Raw genomic sequence first — 21,956 nt, 5'->3', positions numbered from 1 at the left:
TCCACACCGGCCGAGGAGGGCACTGCAGCAGTGCGCACGTCAGAAGCTGGTGCGGTCGAGTCGTTTCGGGTGGCTGACACCGTACTAACCTATCTGCCGAGCCGGGTGATCGGCGGGAAGGGCACCGACAAGATCCGCGCTCATAAGTAGGAGTGTCGCCACAGCCTCCTCCTCCCCGATCGAGACCCGAATACCCTCGGGCGGGAAGGGGCGCACGACGAGGCCGGCCGCGCCCAGCGCCTCCGCCACGCTCGTCGTTTCAGCCCCGGTGGGCAGCCAGAGAAAATTTCCCTGGGGCGCGGGGATGCTCCAGCCCTGGCGGGTGAGCGCCTGCCAGGTCGCATCGCGGCGCGCGGCGATGCTCCGAACCCGGGCGAGCAACTCCTTCTCGGCCTCGAGCGAGGCGATCGCGGCGGCGGCTGCCTGCGCGGTCACCGAGAGAGGGATCGCGGTGGATCGGGCGGCATTCAGAATGTCCACCGCGCCGAGCGCATAACCGACCCGCAGGCCAGCGAGCCCGTAGGCCTTCGAAAAGGTGCGCAGAACGACCAGATTCGGGTATCGGGCCAGCAGGGGCGGCCCGTTCACGGCATCCGTCTGGGTGACGAACTCGATATATGCCTCGTCGAGAATGACCAGCAGGTCGGTCGGGACGACGGCCATGAAGGCCTCGAATTCGTCCTTCGTGACGATGGTGCCGGTCGGGTTGTTCGGCGAGCAGACGATGACCACCCGGGTGTGGTCGCTGATGGCTGCGGCCATTTCGGGCAGGTCATGGCCGTGATCGGTGCGGTTCGCAACGCGCACGCTCGTCGCGCCGGCGACCGTCACGAGGGAGGGGTACGCCTCGAACGACCGCCAGGAGTAGAGCACTTCATCGCCAGGGCCGGCGGCGGCAAGAATGAGCTGGGCCAGCAGCGCCACCGAGCCGGAGCCTATGTGCACCTGGTCGACGTTCACGCTGTACTTGGCGGCGAGGCGTTCTCGCAGGGCGAGTGCTGAGGCGTCCGGGTAGCGGTTGTACGCCGTTTCGGCCGTGACCGCCGCGACGACCCCGGGCAGCGGGTCGAATGGGTTCTCATTGCTGGAGAGCTTGAAGGCACTGGCATCAGCCGGTTTTCCCTGCTTATAAGCCGGGAGGGCGATGATCTCCGGACGCAGGCGGACGGAGGGTCGGTCTGAGAGGCTCACCCGGTGAGTCTACGCCCGGATATATTCGCAATAACGAATGAATGTTCGCGTGGCTTTCGCCCGCCGCGAGCCGGTGAGATAGTAGGGGCATGGCCAGATTCCTGATCCAACTGATCGTCAATGCGGTAGCCCTGTGGCTCACCGCCCTACTCGTGACAGGGGTGCACGTGACGCCCTACGCGCCCGATGCGAGTGCGAGCGTGCTCACTTATCTGCTCATCGCGCTGATCTTCGGGTTCGTCAACACCGTTGTCGGCGGCGTGCTGCGCGTCGTCGCATTTCCGCTCTACATTCTGACGCTCGGCCTGTTCGCACTGATCGTCAACGGTCTGCTGCTCTTACTCGTGGCCTGGCTCTCCGGGTTCCTCGGCTTCGGCCTGGTCATCGACGGTTTCTGGTGGGGCGTGCTCGGCGCCCTGGCACTCGGCATCATCTCCTGGCTGCTCGGCCTTATTCTGCGCCCGGTCACTGCCCGCGACTGATCCGGCCGGTACCGATCCGGCCGGTACTACTGCGGCACGGGTCGCTCCGGCAAACGGATGCCGCGCCACAAGAATGCCTCGCCCGGCGCGCTCCCGAGAGCTCCGGTCACGGTGTCTCGAAAGCCCTGCAGGGTTGTTTCTGGTGACGCGTCGATGAGGCGGGCCGTCTCGCGATAGGTATCAAGATGGTGAGCCGGTAGAACCTCCCCCTCAGGGAGTGGAGCAGAGACGAAAGCCTCACGGCGCACGGTTACCCGGTCGTCAGAATCAATCAGGCTGGCCCCGCCGGACGCGGTCACTATATCGTCCGTATGCTCGACCGTGAGGGTGGCGACGCCGGGCGGCACTGGCATGGGCGATTCCGGTGCCCCCAGGGTCACGACCGCCCGCACATCAAACGCCCCGGAGGCTGCTACCTGGGTGGCAATCAGCCCGCCTTGTGAATGTCCGGCGAGCACCACGGGGTCCCCGGACGTGATGCCGGCGGCGTCCATTGCCTGCATCACGGCTTCGTATGACCCCGAGTTCTGCCTGGCCATCGCGGAAACGTTGGCGGTGAGGTCCCACGGTTCCGTCATGGCGACGGAGTCCCAGTCAACCGTTCCTCCGACATAGACGGCCCAGGACCAATGTCCAGGCGTGCCATATCTCTCGATCCGCACCTGTGGCTGCCCCTCGACGGCTTTCGGAATATTCGCGGCGAGGTCGCCTACCCCCGCCGGTGGTCGGGCTGGTATCGGCGCACCCACTGCGGCCACCCTCACCGGCCCTTCCCGAAAGCGCCCGCCGCTGCGCCCCAAAGCCAGCACGCCAAGCGCCGTGCCGGATGCCCCGGTCAGGCCCAGGCCGGAGTTACCAAGCGCCAGGGCCACCGGGAAGGGCATTCCGTAGCCGCCCGCGACGACCTCGTCGAGGGAGGAGACGGTCAACTTCGTCAGCAGAACCACCGACGGATTGGTGAGAAGCCGGGGGTCGAGAGCCTGCGGCCTGCGTGTACTGCCCCCGGCCCAGGACTGCCAGGCCAGGGCTGCTTTGGCCGCGGGCCCCGCGGCGAGGAGGAGAACCAAATTGCGAAACAGCCCCAGGTCGTAGCCGACCTTTGCGCTCCCGAGCAGTGCTAGTTGCATCGCCGCACGTTCTGTCCGGCCGTAACGTTCGGCGGCATCCATGAGACTCACGACGAGATCGCCACTGCGCTGTTCGAGATGGCCGAGCGCTGCCTCTGCCCAGTGCAGCGGCAGGTCGGTTTCCTGGGAGGCCCGGTTGCGGGGTCCGTCCGAGTCCAGTGCACGGATACTCGCGACCCTGGACTTCCACTCACCGGCCTGGATGTGTGTGTAGCGCAGTATTGCAGCCTGAGCCAGGACCACGTCGGTCGCCACGACGGTCGTTCCCCCCACCGAAACCGTCAGGTCACCTCCCCCTGCCCCATCACGTGGCTCGATCATTGTTCAGCTTCCAACTGACGAATAGTGCGCTCTATTTGTTCCTGCGCCTCAGTGAGGTAGACCAGCACGCGTCGCAATTCATGCACGATCTCCTGAATCCGATCGCGATAGGCGCGCTGCGCGCCACCGCGCCAGAACTCACTGGGATCCAAACCGGCAAGTCGACGTTGCACCTCCCGGATATCCTCGGTGAGCCCGAGAAGTCGCCGCCGCTGGGACCTCAGCGCTGCCAGGTGCTCGGTGTGGCCCGGCGAACCGAGCCAGTCCAGATCCTCCATGACACCTCCCGGTCACGGCCGATCGTCGCAGGAACGCGAGCTCGGCGACCGCACTGCGCGCAATCTGTGCGCAGACGCTGAATACTGGGCGTGTGGAGAAGGCGAATCTGCTCCACAATGGGAGGCATGTCCTTCGCGTCACTCACCCCCGATGAGTCGATGCCGTTTCGGATCATTTTTGTCTGCACCGGAAACATCTGTCGATCGCCCATGGCCGAGGTCGTGCTGCGTGACCTCGTGACCAAGCTGGGACTTGGTCGTCTTATTGCAACCAGCTCGGCCGGCACCGGGGACTGGCATGTGGGTGAGCAGGCTGACGGTCGCACGATCACTGCCCTGGCCAAGCGCGGCTACGACGGCAGTCACCACCGGGCCCGCCAGTTTGATCCGCTCTGGTTCACCGAGCACGACCTCGTCGTGGTACTCGACCGCAGCCAGGAGCGTATTCTGCGCAACTGGGCACTCGAGGATCGCGATCGCGCCAAGGTGCGCCTGCTACTGAGCTTTGACGCCGAGCAAGCCGCCCTGTTCGACGTGCCAGACCCCTACTATTCCGACGATGCGTTGTTTGACGCCGTATTAGGCATGATTGAGAGGGCAAGTCACGCACTTGTGAAACAACTCGCACCCGCAATTCGACAGGGAGTCCGATGAGTCACCTACCCGTACAGGTTCTGAGCCCGCTAGATGGCCGCTACCGAGCCGCCGTTTCCGATCTGGGCGAGTTCCTGTCCGAGGCCGGCCTCAACCGCGCCCGGGTGCGCGTGGAGGTGGAGTGGCTGATCACCCTCACCGACCGTAGCCTGTTTGGCTCCGCACCCCTCACCTCCGAGCAGAAGCTCTCCCTGCGCGCCCTGGTCACCGACTTCGGCCAGGCCGAGATCGACGAACTGGCCGAACTCGAGGCCACCACCCGCCACGACGTGAAGGCCGTCGAATACCTCGTGCGTCGACGGCTGGGCACGCTCGGCCTCGACCACATCGGTGAACTCACCCACTTCGCCGCGACCAGCGAAGACATCAACAACCTGTCCTACGCCCTGACCGTGCGTGACGCCGTGCAGACCGTCTGGCTGCCGAAGCTGCGCCTGGTCATCGAGGCGCTGCGCAGCAACGCACTCGAATTTCGAGCGGATGCGATGCTCGCCCGCACCCACGGGCAGCCCGCGACGCCGACCACCATGGGCAAAGAACTCGCCGTGTTCGTCTACCGCCTGGAGCGCGTCGTCGCCCAGATCCAGGCCGGCGAGTACCTGGGCAAGTTCAGCGGCGCCACCGGCACCTTCGCCGCCCACGTGGCCGCCGAGCCTTCCGTCGACTGGCCCGCCGTCTCGCGCGAATTCGTCGAGGGCCTCGGCCTCGGCTGGAACCCTCTCACCACCCAGATCGAATCGCACGACTGGCAGGCAGAGCTGTACTCGCGCGCGGCGCACGCGAATCGCATTCTGCACAACCTGGCCACCGACATCTGGACCTACATCTCCATCGGCTATTTCCGCCAGATTCCGCAGGCCGGCGCCACCGGCTCGTCCACGATGCCGCACAAGATCAACCCGATTCGCTTCGAAAATGCCGAAGCGAACCTCGAATTGTCCTGCGCCATCCTGGACTCGCTCGCTGCCACCCTCGTGACCAGTCGACTGCAGCGCGACCTCACCGACTCCACAACCCAGCGCAACATCGGTGTTGGCTTCGGGCACTCGCTGCTGGCCCTCGACAACATTCTGCGCGGCCTCGGCGAGATCGACATTGACCGTGCCCTCCTCGCGAGCGACCTCGACTCAAACTGGGAGATTCTGGGTGAGGCGATCCAGACCGTGATTCGCGCGGAGGCCTCGGCCGGGCGCTCGTCGATCGCGGATCCCTACGCGCTACTCAAGGAGCTGACCCGCGGCAAGCGCATCACGAGCACCGACCTGGCGACCTTCGTCTCCGCCCTCGACATCGGCGCCGCAGCCAAGACCCGGCTTCTGGCACTCACGCCGGCGACCTACGTCGGGCTGGCCGACCCGTTGGTTGACTACCTGCCCTGATCTGCGTTGAATGAATAGGCATCTTCGTCGGTATCGTCGAAGGTGCTTTTTCATTCAGACGGGCTAGTGACCGTTCTGCTCGTCGAGGTCAGTCTGCTCCGACGCGTTCGGCTTCATTCCCAGCACGAGCATGGCGATCACCACGAGTGCCACGATGAACGTCACACCGAGCCCGATGGCCGAGAGCATCAGCTCGCGGGTGGTGACCAGAATCGTCACCCCGACGAACAGGGCCATCCCCGCGGAGATGGCGAGCAATTCTGCCGGTTTCAACCGATCGGATCTGCTGGGCTGATGCGCCGAGTTGGGGGTACCAGGAGTCTTAGGGGTCACAGGGAGTCCGAATCATTGGGTGCGGTGTTCACACGTGCGGTGTTCACACGTGCGGTGTTCGCGGGTGTCGCGTTCAAGGATGTGCTGCGGCGCTGGCGGGGAGCATCCCACTTGAGGGAGAGCCCGGCGATGGGCAGGAAGACAGCAAGAAAGACCAGATAGGCGCCGAATAATCCGACCGAGACGACCGGGTTCGGCGGCAGCAGCAGCAGGAGCAGGGCGAGTACCGCCGTGCCGATCCCGGTGAACAGCCAGTCCTTGGCGGGCGCCGGCCGTCTACGCAGTCGGATTCCGGCATAGATTTCGAGAAACCCGGTGACGGCTCCCCACACACTCACTACGAACAAGAAGAACCCGTGGCCACCGGCGTGAAAGCCCAGGGCCAGGCCACCGGCGACCATGCTCACGATGCCGTGGATGAGGAACAGGCTGCGGTCGGCGGACACGGTCAGGGCACGTCGACCGGTCACAACGAGCAGGATTCCGCTAGCTAGGGCAAATGCGCCGAACACGATCAGGCCAAACTGGGCGGAGTGATCGCGGTTGAAGGTGATGATCACGGCGGGTATCACGGCGATCAGGGCGCGCCCGACGGCCACGGACCAATACCCGGGGCCGACGTTTGATGGTGCCTGGGCGTTCGCCACGCACGACCTCTTTCGTTGCAAAATTTATCAGGCCTAGTCTACGCGGCGACCCACCCGCGCATCTGCGAGCCGCCTGCATGCACGACTCGTGCGGATTACCCGCCTGCCACCATGTCGGCGAACCGGGAGTAGTGGCCGTGGAAGGCGACAGTGACGGTGCGGGTCGGACCGTTACGGTGTTTGGCCACGATGAGGTCGGCCTCACCGGCGCGAGGGTTGTCCTTCTCGTACGCGCTTTCGCGGTGCAGCAGAATGACCATGTCGGCGTCCTGCTCGAGCGAACCCGACTCACGAAGGTCGGAGATGGCCGGCATCTTGTCGGCGCGCTGCTCCGGCCCACGGTTTAGCTGGGAGAGCGCGATGACCGGAACCTGCAGTTCCTTGGCGAGCAACTTGAGCGCCCGCGAGAACTCACTGACCTCCTGCTGACGTGACTCGACCTTCTTACCGCTGGTCATCAGCTGCAGATAATCGATGATGACCATTTTGAGCCCGACGCGCTGCTTGAGCCGACGGCACTTGGCGCGGATCTCCACGAGGGTCATGTTCGGGCTGTCGTCGATGTAGAGCGGCGCATCGTTGATGCGCCCGCGCGTGGCGGCGATCGTGGTCCAGTCACGGGCCTCAACTGTTCCCTTGCGCATACTCTGCAGGGGAACGGATGCCTCGGCCGCGAGCAGGCGCATCGCAATTTCACTGCGCCCCATTTCGAGTGAGAAGAAGATGCTCGGCATGTTGTGGTGAATGGATGCCGACCGCGCGAAGTCGAGGGCGAGCGTGGACTTACCCAGCGCCGGGCGAGCCGCCACGATGATGAGCTGGCCGCCGTGAAACCCGTTGGTGAGTTCGTCGAGGTCGGCAAAGCCCGTGGGGACGCCGCTCATCTGGCCGTCTTTGAGCTTGGCGGCCTCAATTTCTTCGATGGCCGCTGTCACGGCGTCGGTGAGTGGAACGTAATCTTCGGTCTGGGTGCCACCGGTGACGGAATAAATCTCGGCCTGGGCGGTGTTCACGAGGTCGAGCACCTCACCCTCGGCGGCATAGCCCATTTGGGCGATGCGCGTGCCAGCCTCGACGAGGCGGCGCAGGAGTGCACGTTCGGCCACGATGGTCGAGTAGAAGCCCGCATTGGCCGCAGTGGGCACCAGGCTCGTCAGGGTGTGCAGGTAGTCGGCACCGCCGGCCCGGGAAAGTTCGCCGACCTTGGTGAGCTCGTCGGTGACCGTGATGACGTCGGTCGGCTCACCCTGGGCGTACAGCGAGAGGATCGCATCGAAGATGATCTCGTGCTTGGGGATATAAAAGTCTCCGCCGCGCACGGTTTCGACGACGTCGGCGACCGCGTCTTTGCTGAGCATCATTCCACCGAGGGCGCTCTGTTCGGCCAGGAGGTCGTGGGGCAGCGCTCGCTCCGACTTCCAGGCTTCAGCGGGTCGCTCGGCACGGTCGATACCGCCGCGGGCCGACGAACCGTACTCGTTTGATGCTGGCTGGTTGGCCAGGCCCAGGTGAGCGATCGACACTCGGCACCTCTTTCTCTGTCGTGCTTTATAGGTGTATCAGGACCCACCGACACGGGACGTGACGCACCAGCCGAAGCGAGATGCCGGTACTCGAACACCCTAGGGAGCCAGCAACACCCGTCACAAGCGCCCCTGTGGATAACTCTGTGGAAAATCTGCGCGAAACGCCGTGGAGATTGTGCAGAACCTGTGCACTCACCTGTGGACAAACATAAATTATTGGCAAAAAAAAGCATTTTGATCAGGACTTTAAGTTTTGCACACGGGTGTGAATAAAGTAACCTCAAGCAACCCTTGAACCTTGTCGACAGGAATGCTCACCTGTGCACAAAAGCGGCGGGTCAATGCCCCAAAAAGGGCTCTTAACGCCCCATAGCGGGGGGTTCCTATCGGAACCCCCCGCTATGGGAGCAGGAAAAGCGACCGGCCGCACAGCACCGGGCCTACTGGAGTGCGTTGTTACTTGGCGGCGACGACCACGAGGGTAATCGTGGCGCTGAGCTCGTCGCGAAGACGAACCGTTGCCGTGTGCTCACCGGTCAGCTTGATGGCGGTGAGTTCGATCTTGCGCTTGTCGACCGTGCCGAGACCGGCGGCTGCGACGGCGTTGGCCACATCCGTGGTCTTGACCGAACCGAACAGGCGTCCGCCGGCGCCGGCCTTGACGACCAGGGTGACCTTGGTGTTCTCAAGCTTGACCTTGAGCGCCTCAGCCTCTTCGAAGGTGGCGTGCTCGCGGGCTGCGCGGGCTGCCTTGATCTGCTCGATCTGCTTCTCGCCACCGCGGGTCCACGCAACAGCGAAGCCCTTGGGAACGAGGTAGTTTCGAGCAAACCCGTTCTTGACGTCTACGACGTCGCCGGGTGCACCGAGGCCGGAGACCTCATGCGTCAGAATCAATTTCGACATTTGGTTTCCTTACCGGCCTGAGCCTGCGTAGGGCAGCAAAGCCATTTCGCGGGCGTTCTTGACGGCACGGGCGATGAGGCGCTGTTCCTGAACGGAAACGCCTGTGATGCGACGGGCGCGGATCTTTCCACGCTCGGAGATGAACTTGCGCAGGGTGGGGACATCTTTGTAATCGATGACACCAACCCGAATCGACTTCGCGGGAGCGGCATTCTTGCCACCCTTAGCTCCGCGAAGCGGCTTGCGGCGGTCGCCGCTCGACTTTCCAGCCATGATTTCCTTACTTTCTAAAAAAAGGTTTTAGCTACGCGCCAGGCGTGGCTTAGAAGGGGGTCTCGTCGCTGAAGTTGCCTGGACTGTTCCAGACGTCTCCACCAGATGCTGCGGGCGACGCAGTCTTGGCGGGGGCGCTGGGTGCCCACGGCTCATCATTGCCCTGGCCGCCTGCAGCGGGAGCGCCGCTGCGGGGGCCGGACGACTGCGCGCGAGTGAGGGAAGCGGTGGCGTAGCGCAGCGAAGGACCAATTTCATCGATCTCGAGCTCCATGCTCGTGCGCTTTTCACCTTCCTTCGTCTCATACGAACGCTGCTTGAGACGCCCGGAAGCGATGACACGCGACCCCTTGGTCAATGAACCTGCCACGTGTTCGGCGAATTCACGCCAAACGCTCGCACGCAGGAACAGCGCGTCCCCATCTTTCCACTCGTTAGCCGCACGATCGAACGTGCGCGGAGTGGAGGCGATGGTGAAGTTGGCAACCGCCAGCCCGTTCTGCGTGTAACGCAGCTCCGGATCGCTGGTGAGGTTGCCCACCACGGTGATTACGGTCTCGCCAGCCATGGGCTACTTGTCGCTAGCCTTGTCGGCAACAGCGGCCGGAGCCGGAGTGGCCTTGGCAGCAGCAGGCTTGGCACCAGCAACCTTCGCAGCCGGAACCGCGGTGGAAGCGGCTGCAACGGTCGCAGCGGCCTCTACCTTGGCAGCAACCGGAGCGGCGGCGGCCGGAGCCTCGACTGCCTCGGTGGCGGCAACGACGGGCTTGGCAGCAGCGGCAACCTTCGCAGCCGGAGCGGCAGCGGCTGCAGCAGCAGCGTCAGCCTTGGCAGCGATAACCTTGGGGTTGGCAGCCTTGCGGGCGGCCTTCTCTGCGGCCAGCTTCGTGGCGACGACGACCTGGGCGATGCCCTCTTCGGCGCGGAGCACCTTGGTGCGCATGACGGCCTCGGACAGGCTCAGCTGGCGGTCGAGCTCGACCGTTGCTGAGGCGTTCGCGGTGAAGTCAACGACGGCGTAAATGCCTTCGGTCTTCTTGTTGATCTCGTATGCGAGACGACGACGACCCCAAACATCAACCTTGTCAATGGTGCCACCATCGTTGCGAACAACGTTGAGGAACTTGTCAAGGCTGGGAGCTACGGTGCGCTCATCGATCTCGGGATCGAGGATAACCATAAGTTCGTACTGATGCATGACTAACCCACCTCCTTCGGACTAAAACGGCTACAGACTTTCTGTAACAGGAGGGTTGTGCATGTGCTGAACGCGGAGGCCGGGAATCCGGCACGCAGGCAACCTGCCCAGACTACCGGATGCCGAGTCCATGCGCCAGTCCATGCGCCAGTCGAACGTGTGGGGCTATTCGGTCAGGGTGGCGTTGGCGGCTTCCTGCGCGGCGCGCACGCCCTGGCCTGCGGGTGTACGCCCGAGGAAGACTTCGTCGAGCAGCGGGCGCATGGCGTTCTCGGCGGCCGGCCAGCCGGCTCCCCGCGGCGCCGGCGCCGTTCCGGCGGCCAACACATCGTAGAACGGGCTGATATCGACCTTCTCGGCCGCCCAATATTCCGCGTACGCCGGCTGCGCTGCGAGCACGGCGGGTGAAGCAGCGCCGGAGGCTCCGATGAACTCGGATCCCGCTGCGCTTCCGAGCCATTCCAACACCCGCTGGGTTTCGGCCGGATGCGCAGACGCCGCATTGCCGGCGGCCGCGATGCCGTCAACATTGCTGATCGCTCCGACGGGACCGCTCGGCAGTTGCACCACCCCCCAATCGAAGTTCGCCCCGGCACTCACGTTGGCGAGGTTGTAGACACCACTCTGAAACAGAGCCATCTTGCCCTGCAGGAACTGCTCGCGACTGAAATCGCCGTTGCTGTTCGTATCCGCGGCCGACGGGGCGACCTGCCACTTGTTCATGAGGTCGATGAGGTACTGGAATGAAGCGATTCCGGCGTCGGACGCGAAGGCGTACTGGTTGGACGCGTCTTGAAACTGGGCACCATTAGAGGCCAGATAGTTGAGCACCATCGCCTGCAGATCGTAGCCGGCGTTGTAGCCGTATTGGCTGAGGTTGGACCCGTCGAAATCGGCACTGTCAGCCGTATTGCCGTTGTAGTCCTTGGTGAGTTTCTGCAGTACCGCAATGAGCGTGTCATCTTGTCCGGCGGGATCCCAGGTCAGTGCGGACACGTCATCGGGGGTCAGGCCGGCGTCACCGAGCAGGTCGGCGTTGTAATACACAGCGATGCCGGGATCGGCGAGCTGGGGCACTCCCCAGAGCACGGCGTTGCGGGTGTACTGGGCTGTCACGGCTGCGGACCAGTCGGCCTGGGCATCCGCTGGAAGGGCGGTCGTGATGTTGAGCAGCGCTCCCGCGTCGGCGTACGCGGGATAGCTGCCGCCGTCGACCCAGAAGACATCGGGCGCGCCGTCACCGGCCACGTCGGTGCGCAGCTTCTCGAAGTAGTCGTCCCAGGGCACGATCTCGACGTCGACCTGAATGTCGGGGTTGTCCTTCTCGAAGGCGGCAAAGGACTTCTCGTAGGCGGCGGCAACCGGTTCGTCCCAGAGCCGCACGGTGACGCGTGCGGCCTCGCCGGGCCCATCAGAGTCGGAAGGGTTCAGCGCGGCAACGGCACCGATGATAGCGAGCAGCACGGCGGCAGCGCCGGCGGCAATGACGGTGGAACGCTTGGCCATGATGTCCTCTGTTGACGGTTCGAACGTGTTCCCCAAGGGACCAGCCTACGCAGAACCCGCGATGGTGATCGACCGCACGAAGCTGCGCTGGAACATGAGAAACAAGACAAGCAGCGGAACCAGAGCGAGCGTGGTGGCCGCCATGACGAGAGTCCAATTGCCGTTGAACTGGCTCTGGAGGCTCGCGGTGGCGACCGTCACGACCCGCCATTCGGTACCGGTCGTCACCACAAGCGGCCACATGAAACTGTTCCAGTGGCTCACGATCGTGATGAGGGTCAGGGTGGCGATAATCGGCCGGGACAGCGGCACCACGATTTCGACCAGCACGTCGAGGGTATTCGCCCCGTCGAGCCGGGCGGCATCGATGAGCTCCTGGGGAATTCCGCGAAAATATTCGCGCAACAAAAAAATCGCGTAGGGGGAGGCGAATGCGAACGGCAGTACGAGGCTCCAGAACGAGTTGCGCAGCCCGACCTCCGTCATCATGAGGTACAGCGGCACGACGAGCACGACCGGCGGGATCATCAGGGTCGACAGATACACCCAGAACAGCACCTGACGACCGGGAAAATCGACCCGGGCGAAGGCGTAGGCGGCGAGGATCGAGCAGATCAGCTGCCCGACCAGAATCAGCACGGCCGCGAGCACCGTGATCAGGATGGCGCGACCGAATTGCGCCGGCCCGTTCAGGAGCAGCGCAAAATTCTCCAGGGTGAAGGGGTCAGGCCAGGTCAGCGCCGACTGCTGCGCAAACTGCTCCCGCGTCTTGAATGCGGTCAGGATGCTCAGCAGGAATGGGCCGAGGGTGAACAGGGCGCCGAGCAGCAGCACCAGGTAGACAGCCGCCGTGGCAGAGAATCTAGTCCATTTCATAGGTGACCCTCCGACGAAAATAGAGCTGCTGGGCGAGGGTGATGACGACCAGGATGACCAGCAGGACGACGGCCATGACGGCCGCCCGGCCGAGGTCGAAGGCATCGAAAGCTTCGTAGTAGATGCGCGCAGCCACGACATCCGTTGATCGCGCCGGGCCGCCCTGGGTGAGCGCGTACACCTGGTCGAAGACCTGAAAGGCCGAAATGACGGTGGTGACGAGCACGAAGAACATGGTCGGACGCAGCAGTGGCAGCTTGATGTGCCAGAAGACCTTCACCGCGCCCGCACCGTCGATGCGGGCCGCCTCGAGAATCTGCCCTGGGATGTTGAGCAGCCCGGCCATGAAGAACAGCGTGACGTAGCCGACATTGGTCCAGATCACGACGGCGGCCACCGCCGGCAGCGCCAGGGCGGGGTCGCTGAGCCACTCGACGCGGTGGCCGAGCAGGGTATTGAGGGCTCCGTCGGTGGGCGCGAGAATCCACTTCCAGACGACCCCGAGAGCGAGCGGGGCGCAAATCCACGGCAGAACGTAGACGGTGCGAAACCAGGCTGACCCCGGCAGGCCCCGGGTAAGCAGGGTCGCCGCGCCGAGCCCGATCAGGGTTTGAATCGGAACCACGAGCAGCACGAAGATGAGCGTGACCACCAGGGAGTTGCCGAAGACGCCATCGCTAAGTACCGATCGGTAGTTGTCAAGGCCGACGAAGCTGATCGGGCCGATCAGATCCCAGCTCTGAAAGCTGAGCCAGAGCACGACGAGCACCGGAAGCAGGAGAAAGCAGACCACGCCGAACAAGCTGGGAGCGAGCAGGGCGTAGCCGGTGATCGCACTGCGTCGACGCAGGCTGCCCCTACTGCGCACGCTCCGCCCACCACTCAACCAAGCGGCGGGTGGCCTCCTGCTCGCCGAGCGGGCCGTCGTCAAGCCGCTGCTCGAGCAGATACCGGTAGGCCTCACCCACCTCGCGCCCCGGCTTCACGCCGAGCACGTCCATGATCTGTTCGCCGTCAAGGTCGGGGCGCACGGCTCCGAGCTCTTCCTGCTCGTTCAGCGCGGCAATGCGCTGTTCGAGGTCGTCATAGGCGAAGCCGAGCCGGTCGGCCTTGCGCCGGTTGCGGGTCGTGACGTCGGCGCGGGTCAAAATGTGCAGTCGCTCCAACTGGTCACCGGCGTCGCGCACATAGCGGCGCACGGCCGAGTCGGTCCAGGCCCCCTCGGTGTAGCCGAAGAACCGCAGGTGCAGCTCGATCAGCCGGCAGACGGCGTTGATGGTGTCATTGTCGAAGCGCAGGGCGCGCAGTCTCTTCTTCGCGAGCTTCGCACCGACCACGTCGTGGTGGTAAAAGCTCACGACTCCACCCGCTTCAAGTTTGCGGGTGGCCGGCTTGCCAATGTCGTGCAGCAGGGCGGCGAGACGCACGATCAGGTCGGGTGCCTCGAGGTTGCCGCGGTCCGTCTCGTAACCGATGGCCTGTTCCAGCACGGTGAGGGTGTGCTGGTAGACGTCCTTGTGGTGGTGGTGCTCGTCGATTTCCAATTGCAGGCCGGGGATCTCGGGGAGAACGATCTCGGCGAGGCCCGATTCCATCAGCACTTCAATGCCGGCGCGCGGGTTCTTCGAGACCAGCAGTTTCGATAGTTCGTCGCCGATACGCTCGGCCGACACGATACGGATGCTGTCCCGCATCTTCTCCATGGCCAGTGCGGTGTCCAGATCCAGCGTGAAACCGAGCTGGCCGGTGAACCGGGCCGCGCGCAGCATCCGCAGCGGGTCATCTCCGAACGACACTTCCGGAGTGCTCGGCGTGCGCAGGCGCTGGGCGAGCAGGTCGTCGATTCCGCCGGACGGGTCGACCAGCGTCAGTTGGGGCAGCCGCAGGGCCATCGCGTTGACGGTGAAGTCCCGGCGCAGCAGATCGGGCGTAAGGTCGCGTCCGAACACGACGTCGGGCTTGCGAGTGGTGCCGTCGTAGCTGTCGGCTCGATAGGTGGTGATCTCCACGGTCTCGCCGGCCAGGCTGGCACCGATCGTGCCATAGGCCCGACCGATATCCCACTGGGCTTCGGAGAGTGGTTTGACGAGTGCGAGGATCTGGTCCGGTGTCGCATCCGTCGTGAAGTCCAGGTCGTGGAGCGGACGATTCAGGAACGCATCGCGCACCGGGCCGCCGACCAGGGCCAGCTCGTGGCCGGCCGCCGCAAATGCGTTCGCCAGACGGGATACCGTGGGAGTGGCAGCCAGGTCGCCCAGTCGTGCGAGGGCTGCCGCGACGCTCTGCATATGCCCCATATTAGTTGCCATCGGGGGGCGCGCAGTCGCGGTGCAGGCGGCTCTAGGCTGGCACGCCGTAGAATCCACCTATGGTGGCCGATTCAGATTCCGCGCATCGGCCCGCGCTCTCGGCTGCCGCGTGCAGTGCCGTGCGCCCGGTCCGGCGCATGCAGGGGCGACGGAGTTTGCGACCGTTCACGGCATTTCTCGTCGGATTCCTGACCCTGGCGTCGCTGGTTTTCGCCCCGTCCCAATCCCTCGGACCGGCCAGCGCGGAAACCGAGAACGGCACCGCCCCAAGCGCCACGACTCCCGCTGACACGGTCGGCGTCACCGTTTCTCCGCGCGAATCTTCCGAGCTGTCTCCCGGCCAGGACCTGCTGCTGACGGTGACCGTTCACAACAACACCGACGCGGCTATTCCCCTCGGCCGAGTCGATGTCTACCTGGCGCAACTGGCACTGACCACCCGCGCTGCGCTTGACGGCTGGCTGCGACCCGACGCTGATACGAATTCCGGCGACCAGCTGGTGAGCGTGCCGACGGCGGGAATCATTCCGGCCGGTGCCAGTACGACCATCAGCGTCACGGTTCCGGCTGATTCCGTCGGATTGACCGACCAGAACGCGTGGGGAGCCCGGGGAATCGCCGCAATTCTCAGCGCGGATGACGTGGTTCGGGCGGAGGGCCGCGGCACGTTCGTCTGGTCGCAGGGCAGCGCGATCACCCCGGTCGCTCTCGCAACCATCCTGCCGATCACGACCCCGGCCAGCGCGACCGGCCTGATCACCGCCAAGGCGCTCGAGTCTTACACGAGTTCGGTCGGTCTGCTCTCTCGCCAACTGGATGCCGCGACCGATGCGCCGACGGCAACGATCGCGATCGATCCGCAGATCATCGCCTCTATTCGTGTGCTCGGCAGCGCGGCTCCCGCGTCGGCGCTCGCCTGGCTGGATCGCCTGGCCGGATCGAGCAATGACATCTTCCCGCTCAGCTACGCGGATGCCGACATCGCGTTGCAGGCGCAGGCCGGTGCCGCGACCCTGCTCGCGCCGACATCCTTCGACCCGGCCATCGATGCGAGCCTGTTCGTGGTGCCCTCGAATTCGCCGATCCCGGAGACGACCGCTGATCCGACCAATGTGCCCACGGTGACGTCGCGCACGACGGCTACCACCACACCGTCACCGACACCGACGCCAGCGCTGGAGCCGGGCCAGACGGTCATTCCCAGCACGAGCGACCTACTCGCCTGGAATTACACGAGCACCGCGATCGGCTGGCCGGCCGCCGGGCAGGTGGCGCGCACCGACCTCGACGTGTTCGCCGCGAGTGGCCTGACCACCACCATCCTCTCCAGCGGCAACGTGGAGCAATCAGACGTCTTCACGCCGAATACCGCCGTCACCCTCCCGACCGGGCTGGGCCTGGTCAGTGACAGCCCTCTCTCGGCCGCCATCCGTGCCGCCGCCGCAGCCACGACCGACGAGGAATGGCGGGTGAACGTCGCCGAGGCAGCCTCCCTCCTGGCTATCGTCTCCGCCGAGAACCCGGATTCGGCGCGCACCCTGTTGGTCACATTCGACCGCAGTAGTCCTACGGCCGTGACCCGGATCGGCCAAACCCTCGCAGCCCTCGACGGGGCAACCTGGTCGAATGCATCCTCGCTGCAGTCCGCCCTGGCCGCCACCCCGGCAACCACCGTGAGCTTCCAGGACGAAACCATCGACAGCAACCGGGTCACCCTCGCCCGATCATTGCTGGAGCGCGAGGGTGCAATCGCCGAGTTCGCGACGATCCTGACCGATCCGGTGGCCATTACCGCCCCGGCGCGACTAGATCTGCTGGCGCTCCTGGACACGACCTGGGATTCACAGACGTCGGCCTGGGAAGACCAGGTTCGTACCAGCCTCGCCGCTTCCTTCGACCTGATGCATGCCGTGACCGTGACCACCCGTGGGCCCATCATCGTGGTGGGGAGCAAGGTCGACCTGCGCATCACGCTCAACAACGCCCTCGACCAGGCCGTTACCGTGCGCACCGAGATCGTGCCGTCCAATGGACGCCTCGTCGTCGGTGAGACCCTCGAGACCATTATTCAATCCAACTCCGCACAGGCCGTGTCGGTGCCGCTCAGCGCCGCCGTCGGCAACGGCGACGTCGTGTTGCGGGTCACGTTATTCACCCTGAACGGCACCCCGCTCGGCCAGCCGGCCCCCATCGATGTCAGCGTGCGTGCCGACTGGGAAGGAGTCGGCGCGAGCATCTTCGCGATCCTCGTCATCGGCTTCTTTGGATTCGGTATCTGGCGCAATATCGTGCGCCGACGCCGGGAACGCGCCGCTGAGGCATCCGCTGCTGCAGTTGAAACGGCGTTACCGGCGGCGGAGCCCGATGTCTGACACCGTGACCGGCACCGGCGGAATCGGTCGAGCCAGCGCATTCCTGGCCTCCGGCACGATCGTGTCGCGCATTCTCGGCTTCGTGAAGGTCATCGTTCTGGCCGCCATCATCGGCCAGTTCGGCGCCGCTGCCGACACCTTCGCGATCGCCAATCAGCTGCCCAATACCATTTATGTAATCGTGGCCGGCGGAATCCTGACGGCCGTTCTGGTTCCGCAAATCGTTCGTGCCAGCCTGCACGCCGACGGCGGCACGGCCTACATCAACAAGCTGCTCACGCTCGCCCTGGTCGTGCTGTTCACGGCGACCCTCGTCGCTACCCTGCTGGCCCCGACCATCACCGGGTTCATCGGCTTGAACCTCCCCCAGAACGAGAAGGCACTGGCCGTGGCATTCGCCTACTGGTGCCTTCCGCAAATGTTCTTCTATGGGCTGTACACCCTGCTCGGCGAAGTCCTCAATGCCCGCAAATCCTTCGGACCGTTCACCTGGGTACCTGTGCTCAACAACCTGGTGGCCATCGTCGGACTGATCGTCTTCGCGACGCTGTTCAGCCCCGATCCGTTCGGTGATCGATCGGCTGCCGAGATCACGTCGGCCATGGTCGCCGTGCTGGGAGGCAGTGCGACCCTCGGCGTGATCACCCAGGCCGTTGTGCTGTTCTATTTCTGGCGTCGCATCGGTCTGCGCTACCGCCCGGACTTCCATTTTCGGGGCGTCGGTCTCGGGGCCGCCGGCAAAATGGCGAGCTGGACCTTCGGCATGCTGCTGCTCACTACTTTCGCGGGCATTGTCGAAACGCAGGTCGTGACGCTGGCCCACGGTAAGGCATCCGTGGCCGTTCTCGCCACCGCCTGGTTGATCTTCATGCTGCCGCACTCCGTGATTACCGTGTCGGTCGCGACGGCGTACTTCACCCGCATGAGCGAACATGCCGCGTTGGGTAATTGGTCCCTGGTCAGAACGGATGCCTCGAGCGCGATTCGCGGAACGTCGCTGGTGATCGTGCTCGCTGCAGCCGTCATCGCGGTCTGCGCGTACCCCTTTGCGGCCGTCTTCGTGGCACCATTCGAGCAGGTGCAGTCCATCGGCAACGTCATCATCGCGTTCATCCTCGGACTGGTGCCGTTCTGCGTGTTGTTCGTTCTGCAGCGCACCTTTTACGCCCTCGGTGACACGCGTACACCGTTCTTTTTCACACTGTTCCAGGTCGTTCTGCTGATCTGCGCCGTGCTGGCCTGCGCGTGGCTGCCCACGGACTGGATTGCCGTTGGCATCGCCGGTTCGATCACGGTGACCGGTACGCTGCAGGCCATCCTGGCCGCCCTGCTTCTGCGCCATCGAATGCACGGTATCGACGGGCGACGCATTCTGCGCAGCCTCGTGAGATATCTGGTCGCCGTCATCATTCCCCTGGCCGCCGGCCTGACCCTCATGATCATCCTGGGGGGCAATGTGGAGGGCGGATTCGCCGTGTCCTCAAGACTCACAGCCATGGTCTCCATGGTCCTGATCGGTGTGGTCATGGCCGCGAGCTACTTCGGCCTGCTGCTGCTCATGCGCAGTGACGAGCTCACAGCGTTCCTCACGCCCTTGCGGGCGCGCTTTCGCCGCTGAGTACCTCGATGGGCACAGCTGCCCGCAGCGGCGGGGTGACGGCCGCGCCCGTTCTGTGCTCGGCCAGGTTCCGTGGCTGTGCGGCAGCTCCAAAGCTGGGAGGGCCCGGAATAGCATCCGATTAGGATGTGTTGTATCGAAACGTGAGTCGGGATTTTGCCCGTCTTGCCCACCACTGCAAGGAGCGTGCGCGTGCGTCAGATCATCATCATCGGTTCCGGACCGGCCGGCTACACCGCGGCGATCTATGCCGCCAGGGCCAATCTCAAGCCGCTCCTGATCGCCAGCTCGGTAGAGGCCGGCGGTGAATTGATGAACACGACCGACGTTGAGAATTTTCCAGGTTTCCCGGAGGGCGTGCAGGGGCCCGACCTGATGACCAAGATGCAGGAACAAGCCGAGCGTTTCGGCACCGAGGTCGTCTATGACGACGTCGAGTCGGTCGATCTGACCGGCCCCATCAAGACGGTAACCCTCGGCAACGGCGACGTGGAGCAGGCCCTCGCAGTCATCTTCGCCACCGGGTCGGCCTACCGCAAACTCGGCCTGAGCGACGAAGAACGTCTCTCGGGTCGCGGTGTCTCCTGGTGTGCCACCTGCGACGGTTTCTTCTTCAAGGGCAAGGAAATTGCCGTCATCGGCGGCGGAGACTCCGCCATGGAGGAAGCGACTTTCCTCACCCGGTTCGCCTCCAAGGTGCACGTCATTCACCGCAAGGGTGAGCTTCGCGCCTCCAAAATCATGCAGGAGCGCGCCTTCGCCAATGACAAGATCGAGTTCACCTGGAACTCGGAGGTCGTCGGCATCACCGGTGCCGAAGCTGTCGACGGTCTCACCCTGCGCGACACCGTCTCTGGTGTCGAGAGCAGCCTTCCCGTTGGCGGCGTGTTCGTAGCGATCGGCAACGACCCGCGCACGCACCTCGTTCACCAGCAGCTCAACCTCACCCCGGAGGGCACCATCGCCGTCGCCGGCCGGTCATCGCTCACCAGTCAGGCCGGCGTCTTCGCCGCTGGTGACGTGATCGACTCCAGCTACCGTCAGGCCATCACCGCGGCCGGCTCCGGCTGCGCGGCCGCTCTCGACGCAGAACACTACCTCAGCACCCTTCCCCCCGCTTTGCTGGCCCAGGCCGGCGACACCGAACTCGTTTCAGTCAACTAAGGAGCACCGAATGACCGCACGATCCGTCACCGAAGCCAACTTCGATCAGGAAGTCATCAACAACGAGAAGACCGTTCTGGTAGACTTCTGGGCCGAATGGTGTGGTCCCTGCCGCGCCGTCAGCCCGATTCTCGACCAGATCGCGGCCGAAAACGCCGACAAGCTCGACATCGTCAAGCTCAACGTCGACGAGCACCCGGCCCTGGCCGCCAAGTACCAGATCACCTCTATCCCCGCGATGAAGGTCTTCCAGAAGGGCGAGGTCGTCAAAACCGTCATCGGCGCCAAGCCGAAGCCGCAGCTCGAAAAGGACCTGGCCGACTACCTCGTCTAACCAGCGCCCGCACGTGAAACCCGCCCGGTGTGAACCGGGCGGGTTTTTTCGTGCCCGGTGCCACCCCATACGATGAAGACGACAGCAGAACGGATGCGACGTGACAAATCAGGGTTCCCCCCAGGCCGTTAGCAAGCAAAGCGGCAACAACCTCGACCCGTGGTATCACCACTACGCCGAGCGAGCCGCCGGACTCAAGGCTTCGGAAGTGCGCGCCCTCTTCGCCGTGGCCTCCCGCCCGGAGGTTGTCTCCCTCGCCGGCGGCATGCCGTACGTCGCAGCCCTGCCCCAGGACCTCGTCATAAATGCCATGGACCGCGTTATGCGTGAGAAGGGTTCCACCGCCCTTCAATATGGCTCTGGTCAGGGAGTTCCCCTGCTGCGCGAGCAGATTCTCGACGTTATGGCCCTCGAAGGGATCAAGGCCAACGCCGACGACGTCGTAGTCACCACCGGCTCCCAGCACGCCCTCGAACTGGTGAGCAAGTTGTTTTTGAACCCCGGCGACGTCGTGATCTCTGAGGGACCGAGCTACGTCACCGCCATGGTCATCTTCAAGTCGTATCAGGCCGAGGTCGACCACGTGCCGATGGACGAGAACGGACTGATCCCGGCCGCCCTGATCGAGCACATCGCGGCCCTCAAGGCCGCCGGACGCACCATTAAATTCCTCTACACGATCCCCAGTTTTCACAATCCGGCCGGCGTCACCCTCAGCTGGGAACGTCGCCTGGAGATTCTCGAAATCTGCCGCTCCAACAACATTTTGGTTCTCGAAGACAACCCCTATGGACTGCTCTATTTCGACAAACCGGCACCGGATGCCATCCGCTCGCTCGAACGCGACGGCGTCGTCTACCTGGGGACCTTCTCCAAGACCCTCGCGCCCGGTTTTCGGGTCGGCTGGGCGCTCGCCCCGCATGCGATCCGCGAGAAACTTGTGCTGGCGAACGAGGCCGCCGTGCTGTCCCCCAGCTCCTTCACGCAGATGGTCATCTCGGAATACCTCTCCACCGCCGATTGGAAGGGACAGATCCGTACCTTCCGCGGCGTGTATCACGAGCGTAAGAACGCCATGCTCGCCGCGCTCGATGAATACCTCCCCGACCTCACCTGGACCAACCCCGCCGGCGGCTTCTACGTCTGGGTGACGCTGCCCGAACAGCTCGACTCCAAGGCCATGCTGCCTCGGGCGGTCAAGGAACTCGTCGCGTACACGCCCGGCACCGCCTTCTACGCCGATGGCGACGGACGGCAGAATATGCGCCTGGCCTTCTGTTATCCCACTCCCGACAACATTCGGGTCGGCATCCGTCGTCTCGCCACGGTGATTCGCGGCGAGCTCGATCTGCTCGACACCTTTGCCGGTACCGGCTCGCTCGGCGCCGTTCCTGACCGACCAGGGGCCACGAATCAGCGGTACGCCGGCCCGCCGGCCAATATCTCGTGACTCCATCGCCTC

The 21,956-nt window shown here is 64.4% G+C and carries 21 protein-coding genes and 1 pseudogene; 8 read left to right on the top strand and 14 right to left on the bottom strand.

Going from position 1 to position 21,956, the window contains the following annotated elements; translation table 11 throughout:
* Positions 1-84: 84 nt before the first annotated feature.
* Positions 85-1,191 carry a histidinol-phosphate transaminase gene (locus E3O06_RS05485; RefSeq protein ID WP_134501972.1) on the bottom strand — a complete coding sequence of 369 codons (1,107 nt, stop codon included), beginning with the start codon at positions 1,189-1,191 and terminating at the stop codon, positions 85-87.
* A gap of 89 nt (positions 1,192-1,280) precedes the next feature.
* Here E3O06_RS05485 and E3O06_RS05480 point away from each other — a divergent pair, with 89 nt between their 5' ends.
* Positions 1,281-1,673, top strand: a complete 393-nt coding sequence (locus E3O06_RS05480; protein WP_134501971.1) for a phage holin family protein — start codon at positions 1,281-1,283, stop codon at positions 1,671-1,673.
* A gap of 26 nt (positions 1,674-1,699) precedes the next feature.
* On the opposite strand, the gene E3O06_RS05475 is transcribed toward E3O06_RS05480, so the two are convergent.
* A complete protein-coding gene (locus E3O06_RS05475; RefSeq protein ID WP_134501970.1) occupies positions 1,700-3,121 on the bottom strand; it encodes a lipase family protein in 1,422 nt (473 codons plus the stop codon).
* Entirely contained in the window at positions 3,118-3,399 is a 282-nt protein-coding gene (locus E3O06_RS05470) for a hypothetical protein (protein WP_134501969.1), read from the bottom strand. Before E3O06_RS05470 ends, E3O06_RS05475 begins: the two co-directional genes overlap by 4 nt.
* A gap of 126 nt (positions 3,400-3,525) precedes the next feature.
* On the opposite strand from E3O06_RS05470, the gene E3O06_RS05465 reads away from it, so the two are divergent.
* The gene (locus E3O06_RS05465) at positions 3,526-4,053 is read left to right on the top strand and encodes a low molecular weight protein-tyrosine-phosphatase (RefSeq protein WP_134501968.1); all 528 of its coding nucleotides are present in this window, start codon (positions 3,526-3,528) and stop codon (positions 4,051-4,053) included.
* Positions 4,050-5,432 (top strand): adenylosuccinate lyase, encoded by a 1,383-nt coding sequence (purB, locus tag E3O06_RS05460; RefSeq protein ID WP_134501967.1) that lies wholly within the window; start codon positions 4,050-4,052, stop codon positions 5,430-5,432. The genes E3O06_RS05465 and purB overlap by 4 nt, the downstream gene beginning before the upstream one ends.
* Positions 5,433-5,495: 63 nt before the next feature.
* Here the strand turns inward: purB and E3O06_RS05455 are convergent, their stop codons facing one another.
* The 11 genes and pseudogenes from E3O06_RS05455 to E3O06_RS05400 all read right to left on the bottom strand — a co-directional run bounded on the left by E3O06_RS05455 (position 5,496) and on the right by E3O06_RS05400 (position 14,985).
* The gene (locus tag E3O06_RS05455) at positions 5,496-5,705 is read right to left on the bottom strand and encodes a hypothetical protein (protein ID WP_241979889.1); all 210 of its coding nucleotides are present in this window, start codon (positions 5,703-5,705) and stop codon (positions 5,496-5,498) included.
* Positions 5,706-5,761: 56 nt separating this feature from the next.
* Positions 5,762-6,412 (bottom strand): DUF308 domain-containing protein, encoded by a 651-nt coding sequence (locus E3O06_RS05450; RefSeq protein WP_134501965.1) that lies wholly within the window; start codon positions 6,410-6,412, stop codon positions 5,762-5,764.
* A gap of 95 nt (positions 6,413-6,507) precedes the next feature.
* Entirely contained in the window at positions 6,508-7,935 is a 1,428-nt protein-coding gene (dnaB, locus tag E3O06_RS05445; protein WP_134501964.1) for a replicative DNA helicase, read from the bottom strand.
* 459 nt (positions 7,936-8,394) lie between these two features.
* The gene (gene rplI, locus E3O06_RS05440; RefSeq protein ID WP_092110565.1) at positions 8,395-8,844 is read right to left on the bottom strand and encodes a 50S ribosomal protein L9; all 450 of its coding nucleotides are present in this window, start codon (positions 8,842-8,844) and stop codon (positions 8,395-8,397) included.
* Positions 8,845-8,853: 9 nt separating this feature from the next.
* A complete protein-coding gene (gene rpsR, locus E3O06_RS05435) occupies positions 8,854-9,117 on the bottom strand; it encodes a 30S ribosomal protein S18 (RefSeq protein ID WP_035835236.1) in 264 nt (87 codons plus the stop codon).
* Positions 9,118-9,166: 49 nt separating this feature from the next.
* Positions 9,167-9,685, bottom strand: a complete 519-nt coding sequence (locus E3O06_RS05430) for a single-stranded DNA-binding protein (protein ID WP_092110566.1) — start codon at positions 9,683-9,685, stop codon at positions 9,167-9,169.
* 261 nt (positions 9,686-9,946) lie between these two features.
* Positions 9,947-10,315, bottom strand: a pseudogene (gene rpsF, locus E3O06_RS05420) (30S ribosomal protein S6); the annotation flags it as partial.
* A 165-nt stretch (positions 10,316-10,480) separates the two neighbouring features.
* The gene (locus tag E3O06_RS05415; RefSeq protein ID WP_241979888.1) at positions 10,481-11,857 is read right to left on the bottom strand and encodes an ABC transporter substrate-binding protein; all 1,377 of its coding nucleotides are present in this window, start codon (positions 11,855-11,857) and stop codon (positions 10,481-10,483) included.
* A 9-nt stretch (positions 11,858-11,866) separates the two neighbouring features.
* The gene (locus E3O06_RS05410) at positions 11,867-12,697 is read right to left on the bottom strand and encodes a carbohydrate ABC transporter permease (RefSeq protein WP_134501963.1); all 831 of its coding nucleotides are present in this window, start codon (positions 12,695-12,697) and stop codon (positions 11,867-11,869) included.
* Entirely contained in the window at positions 12,684-13,565 is an 882-nt protein-coding gene (locus tag E3O06_RS05405) for a carbohydrate ABC transporter permease (protein WP_241979886.1), read from the bottom strand. The genes E3O06_RS05410 and E3O06_RS05405 overlap by 14 nt, the downstream gene beginning before the upstream one ends.
* Positions 13,555-14,985 (bottom strand): CCA tRNA nucleotidyltransferase, encoded by a 1,431-nt coding sequence (locus E3O06_RS05400; RefSeq protein ID WP_134501961.1) that lies wholly within the window; start codon positions 14,983-14,985, stop codon positions 13,555-13,557. Before E3O06_RS05400 ends, E3O06_RS05405 begins: the two co-directional genes overlap by 11 nt.
* Positions 14,986-15,065: 80 nt before the next feature.
* Here E3O06_RS05400 and E3O06_RS05395 point away from each other — a divergent pair, with 80 nt between their 5' ends.
* From E3O06_RS05395 to E3O06_RS05375, 5 genes are all read left to right on the top strand, one after another.
* Entirely contained in the window at positions 15,066-17,378 is a 2,313-nt protein-coding gene (locus E3O06_RS05395) for a DUF6049 family protein (protein WP_134501960.1), read from the top strand.
* Positions 17,371-18,996, top strand: a complete 1,626-nt coding sequence (murJ, locus tag E3O06_RS05390) for a murein biosynthesis integral membrane protein MurJ (protein ID WP_134501959.1) — start codon at positions 17,371-17,373, stop codon at positions 18,994-18,996. Before E3O06_RS05395 ends, murJ begins: the two co-directional genes overlap by 8 nt.
* 192 nt (positions 18,997-19,188) lie before the next feature.
* A complete protein-coding gene (gene trxB, locus E3O06_RS05385) occupies positions 19,189-20,160 on the top strand; it encodes a thioredoxin-disulfide reductase (protein ID WP_134501958.1) in 972 nt (323 codons plus the stop codon).
* A gap of 10 nt (positions 20,161-20,170) precedes the next feature.
* Entirely contained in the window at positions 20,171-20,494 is a 324-nt protein-coding gene (trxA, locus tag E3O06_RS05380) for a thioredoxin (RefSeq protein WP_092110604.1), read from the top strand.
* Between the two features lie 100 nt (positions 20,495-20,594).
* Positions 20,595-21,944, top strand: a complete 1,350-nt coding sequence (locus E3O06_RS05375) for an aminotransferase-like domain-containing protein (protein WP_134501957.1) — start codon at positions 20,595-20,597, stop codon at positions 21,942-21,944.
* Positions 21,945-21,956: the final 12 nt, after the last annotated feature.

This window comes from Cryobacterium glaciale, assembly GCF_004402535.1.
GTDB classification, from domain to species: domain Bacteria; phylum Actinomycetota; class Actinomycetes; order Actinomycetales; family Microbacteriaceae; genus Cryobacterium; species Cryobacterium glaciale.
The sequence above is the reverse complement of the archived record's forward strand: the minus strand, read 5'-3'. Positions and strand labels throughout refer to the sequence as shown.

Coding starts and splice junctions, on each gene's coding strand:
- E3O06_RS05410 (WP_134501963.1), bottom strand. CDS start 12,697: ATGAAATGGACTAGATTCTCTGCCACGGCGGCTGTCTACCTGGTGCTG.
- rpsR (WP_035835236.1), bottom strand. CDS start 9,117: ATGGCTGGAAAGTCGAGCGGCGACCGCCGCAAGCCGCTTCGCGGAGCT.
- E3O06_RS05480 (WP_134501971.1), top strand. CDS start 1,281: ATGGCCAGATTCCTGATCCAACTGATCGTCAATGCGGTAGCCCTGTGG.
- purB (WP_134501967.1), top strand. CDS start 4,050: ATGAGTCACCTACCCGTACAGGTTCTGAGCCCGCTAGATGGCCGCTAC.
- E3O06_RS05400 (WP_134501961.1), bottom strand. CDS start 14,985: ATGCAGAGCGTCGCGGCAGCCCTCGCACGACTGGGCGACCTGGCTGCC.
- E3O06_RS05470 (WP_134501969.1), bottom strand. CDS start 3,399: ATGGAGGATCTGGACTGGCTCGGTTCGCCGGGCCACACCGAGCACCTG.
- E3O06_RS05475 (WP_134501970.1), bottom strand. CDS start 3,121: ATGATCGAGCCACGTGATGGGGCAGGGGGAGGTGACCTGACGGTTTCG.
- murJ (WP_134501959.1), top strand. CDS start 17,371: ATGTCTGACACCGTGACCGGCACCGGCGGAATCGGTCGAGCCAGCGCA.
- E3O06_RS05465 (WP_134501968.1), top strand. CDS start 3,526: ATGTCCTTCGCGTCACTCACCCCCGATGAGTCGATGCCGTTTCGGATC.
- E3O06_RS05395 (WP_134501960.1), top strand. CDS start 15,066: ATGGTGGCCGATTCAGATTCCGCGCATCGGCCCGCGCTCTCGGCTGCC.
- E3O06_RS05430 (WP_092110566.1), bottom strand. CDS start 9,685: ATGGCTGGCGAGACCGTAATCACCGTGGTGGGCAACCTCACCAGCGAT.
- rplI (WP_092110565.1), bottom strand. CDS start 8,844: ATGTCGAAATTGATTCTGACGCATGAGGTCTCCGGCCTCGGTGCACCC.
- trxA (WP_092110604.1), top strand. CDS start 20,171: ATGACCGCACGATCCGTCACCGAAGCCAACTTCGATCAGGAAGTCATC.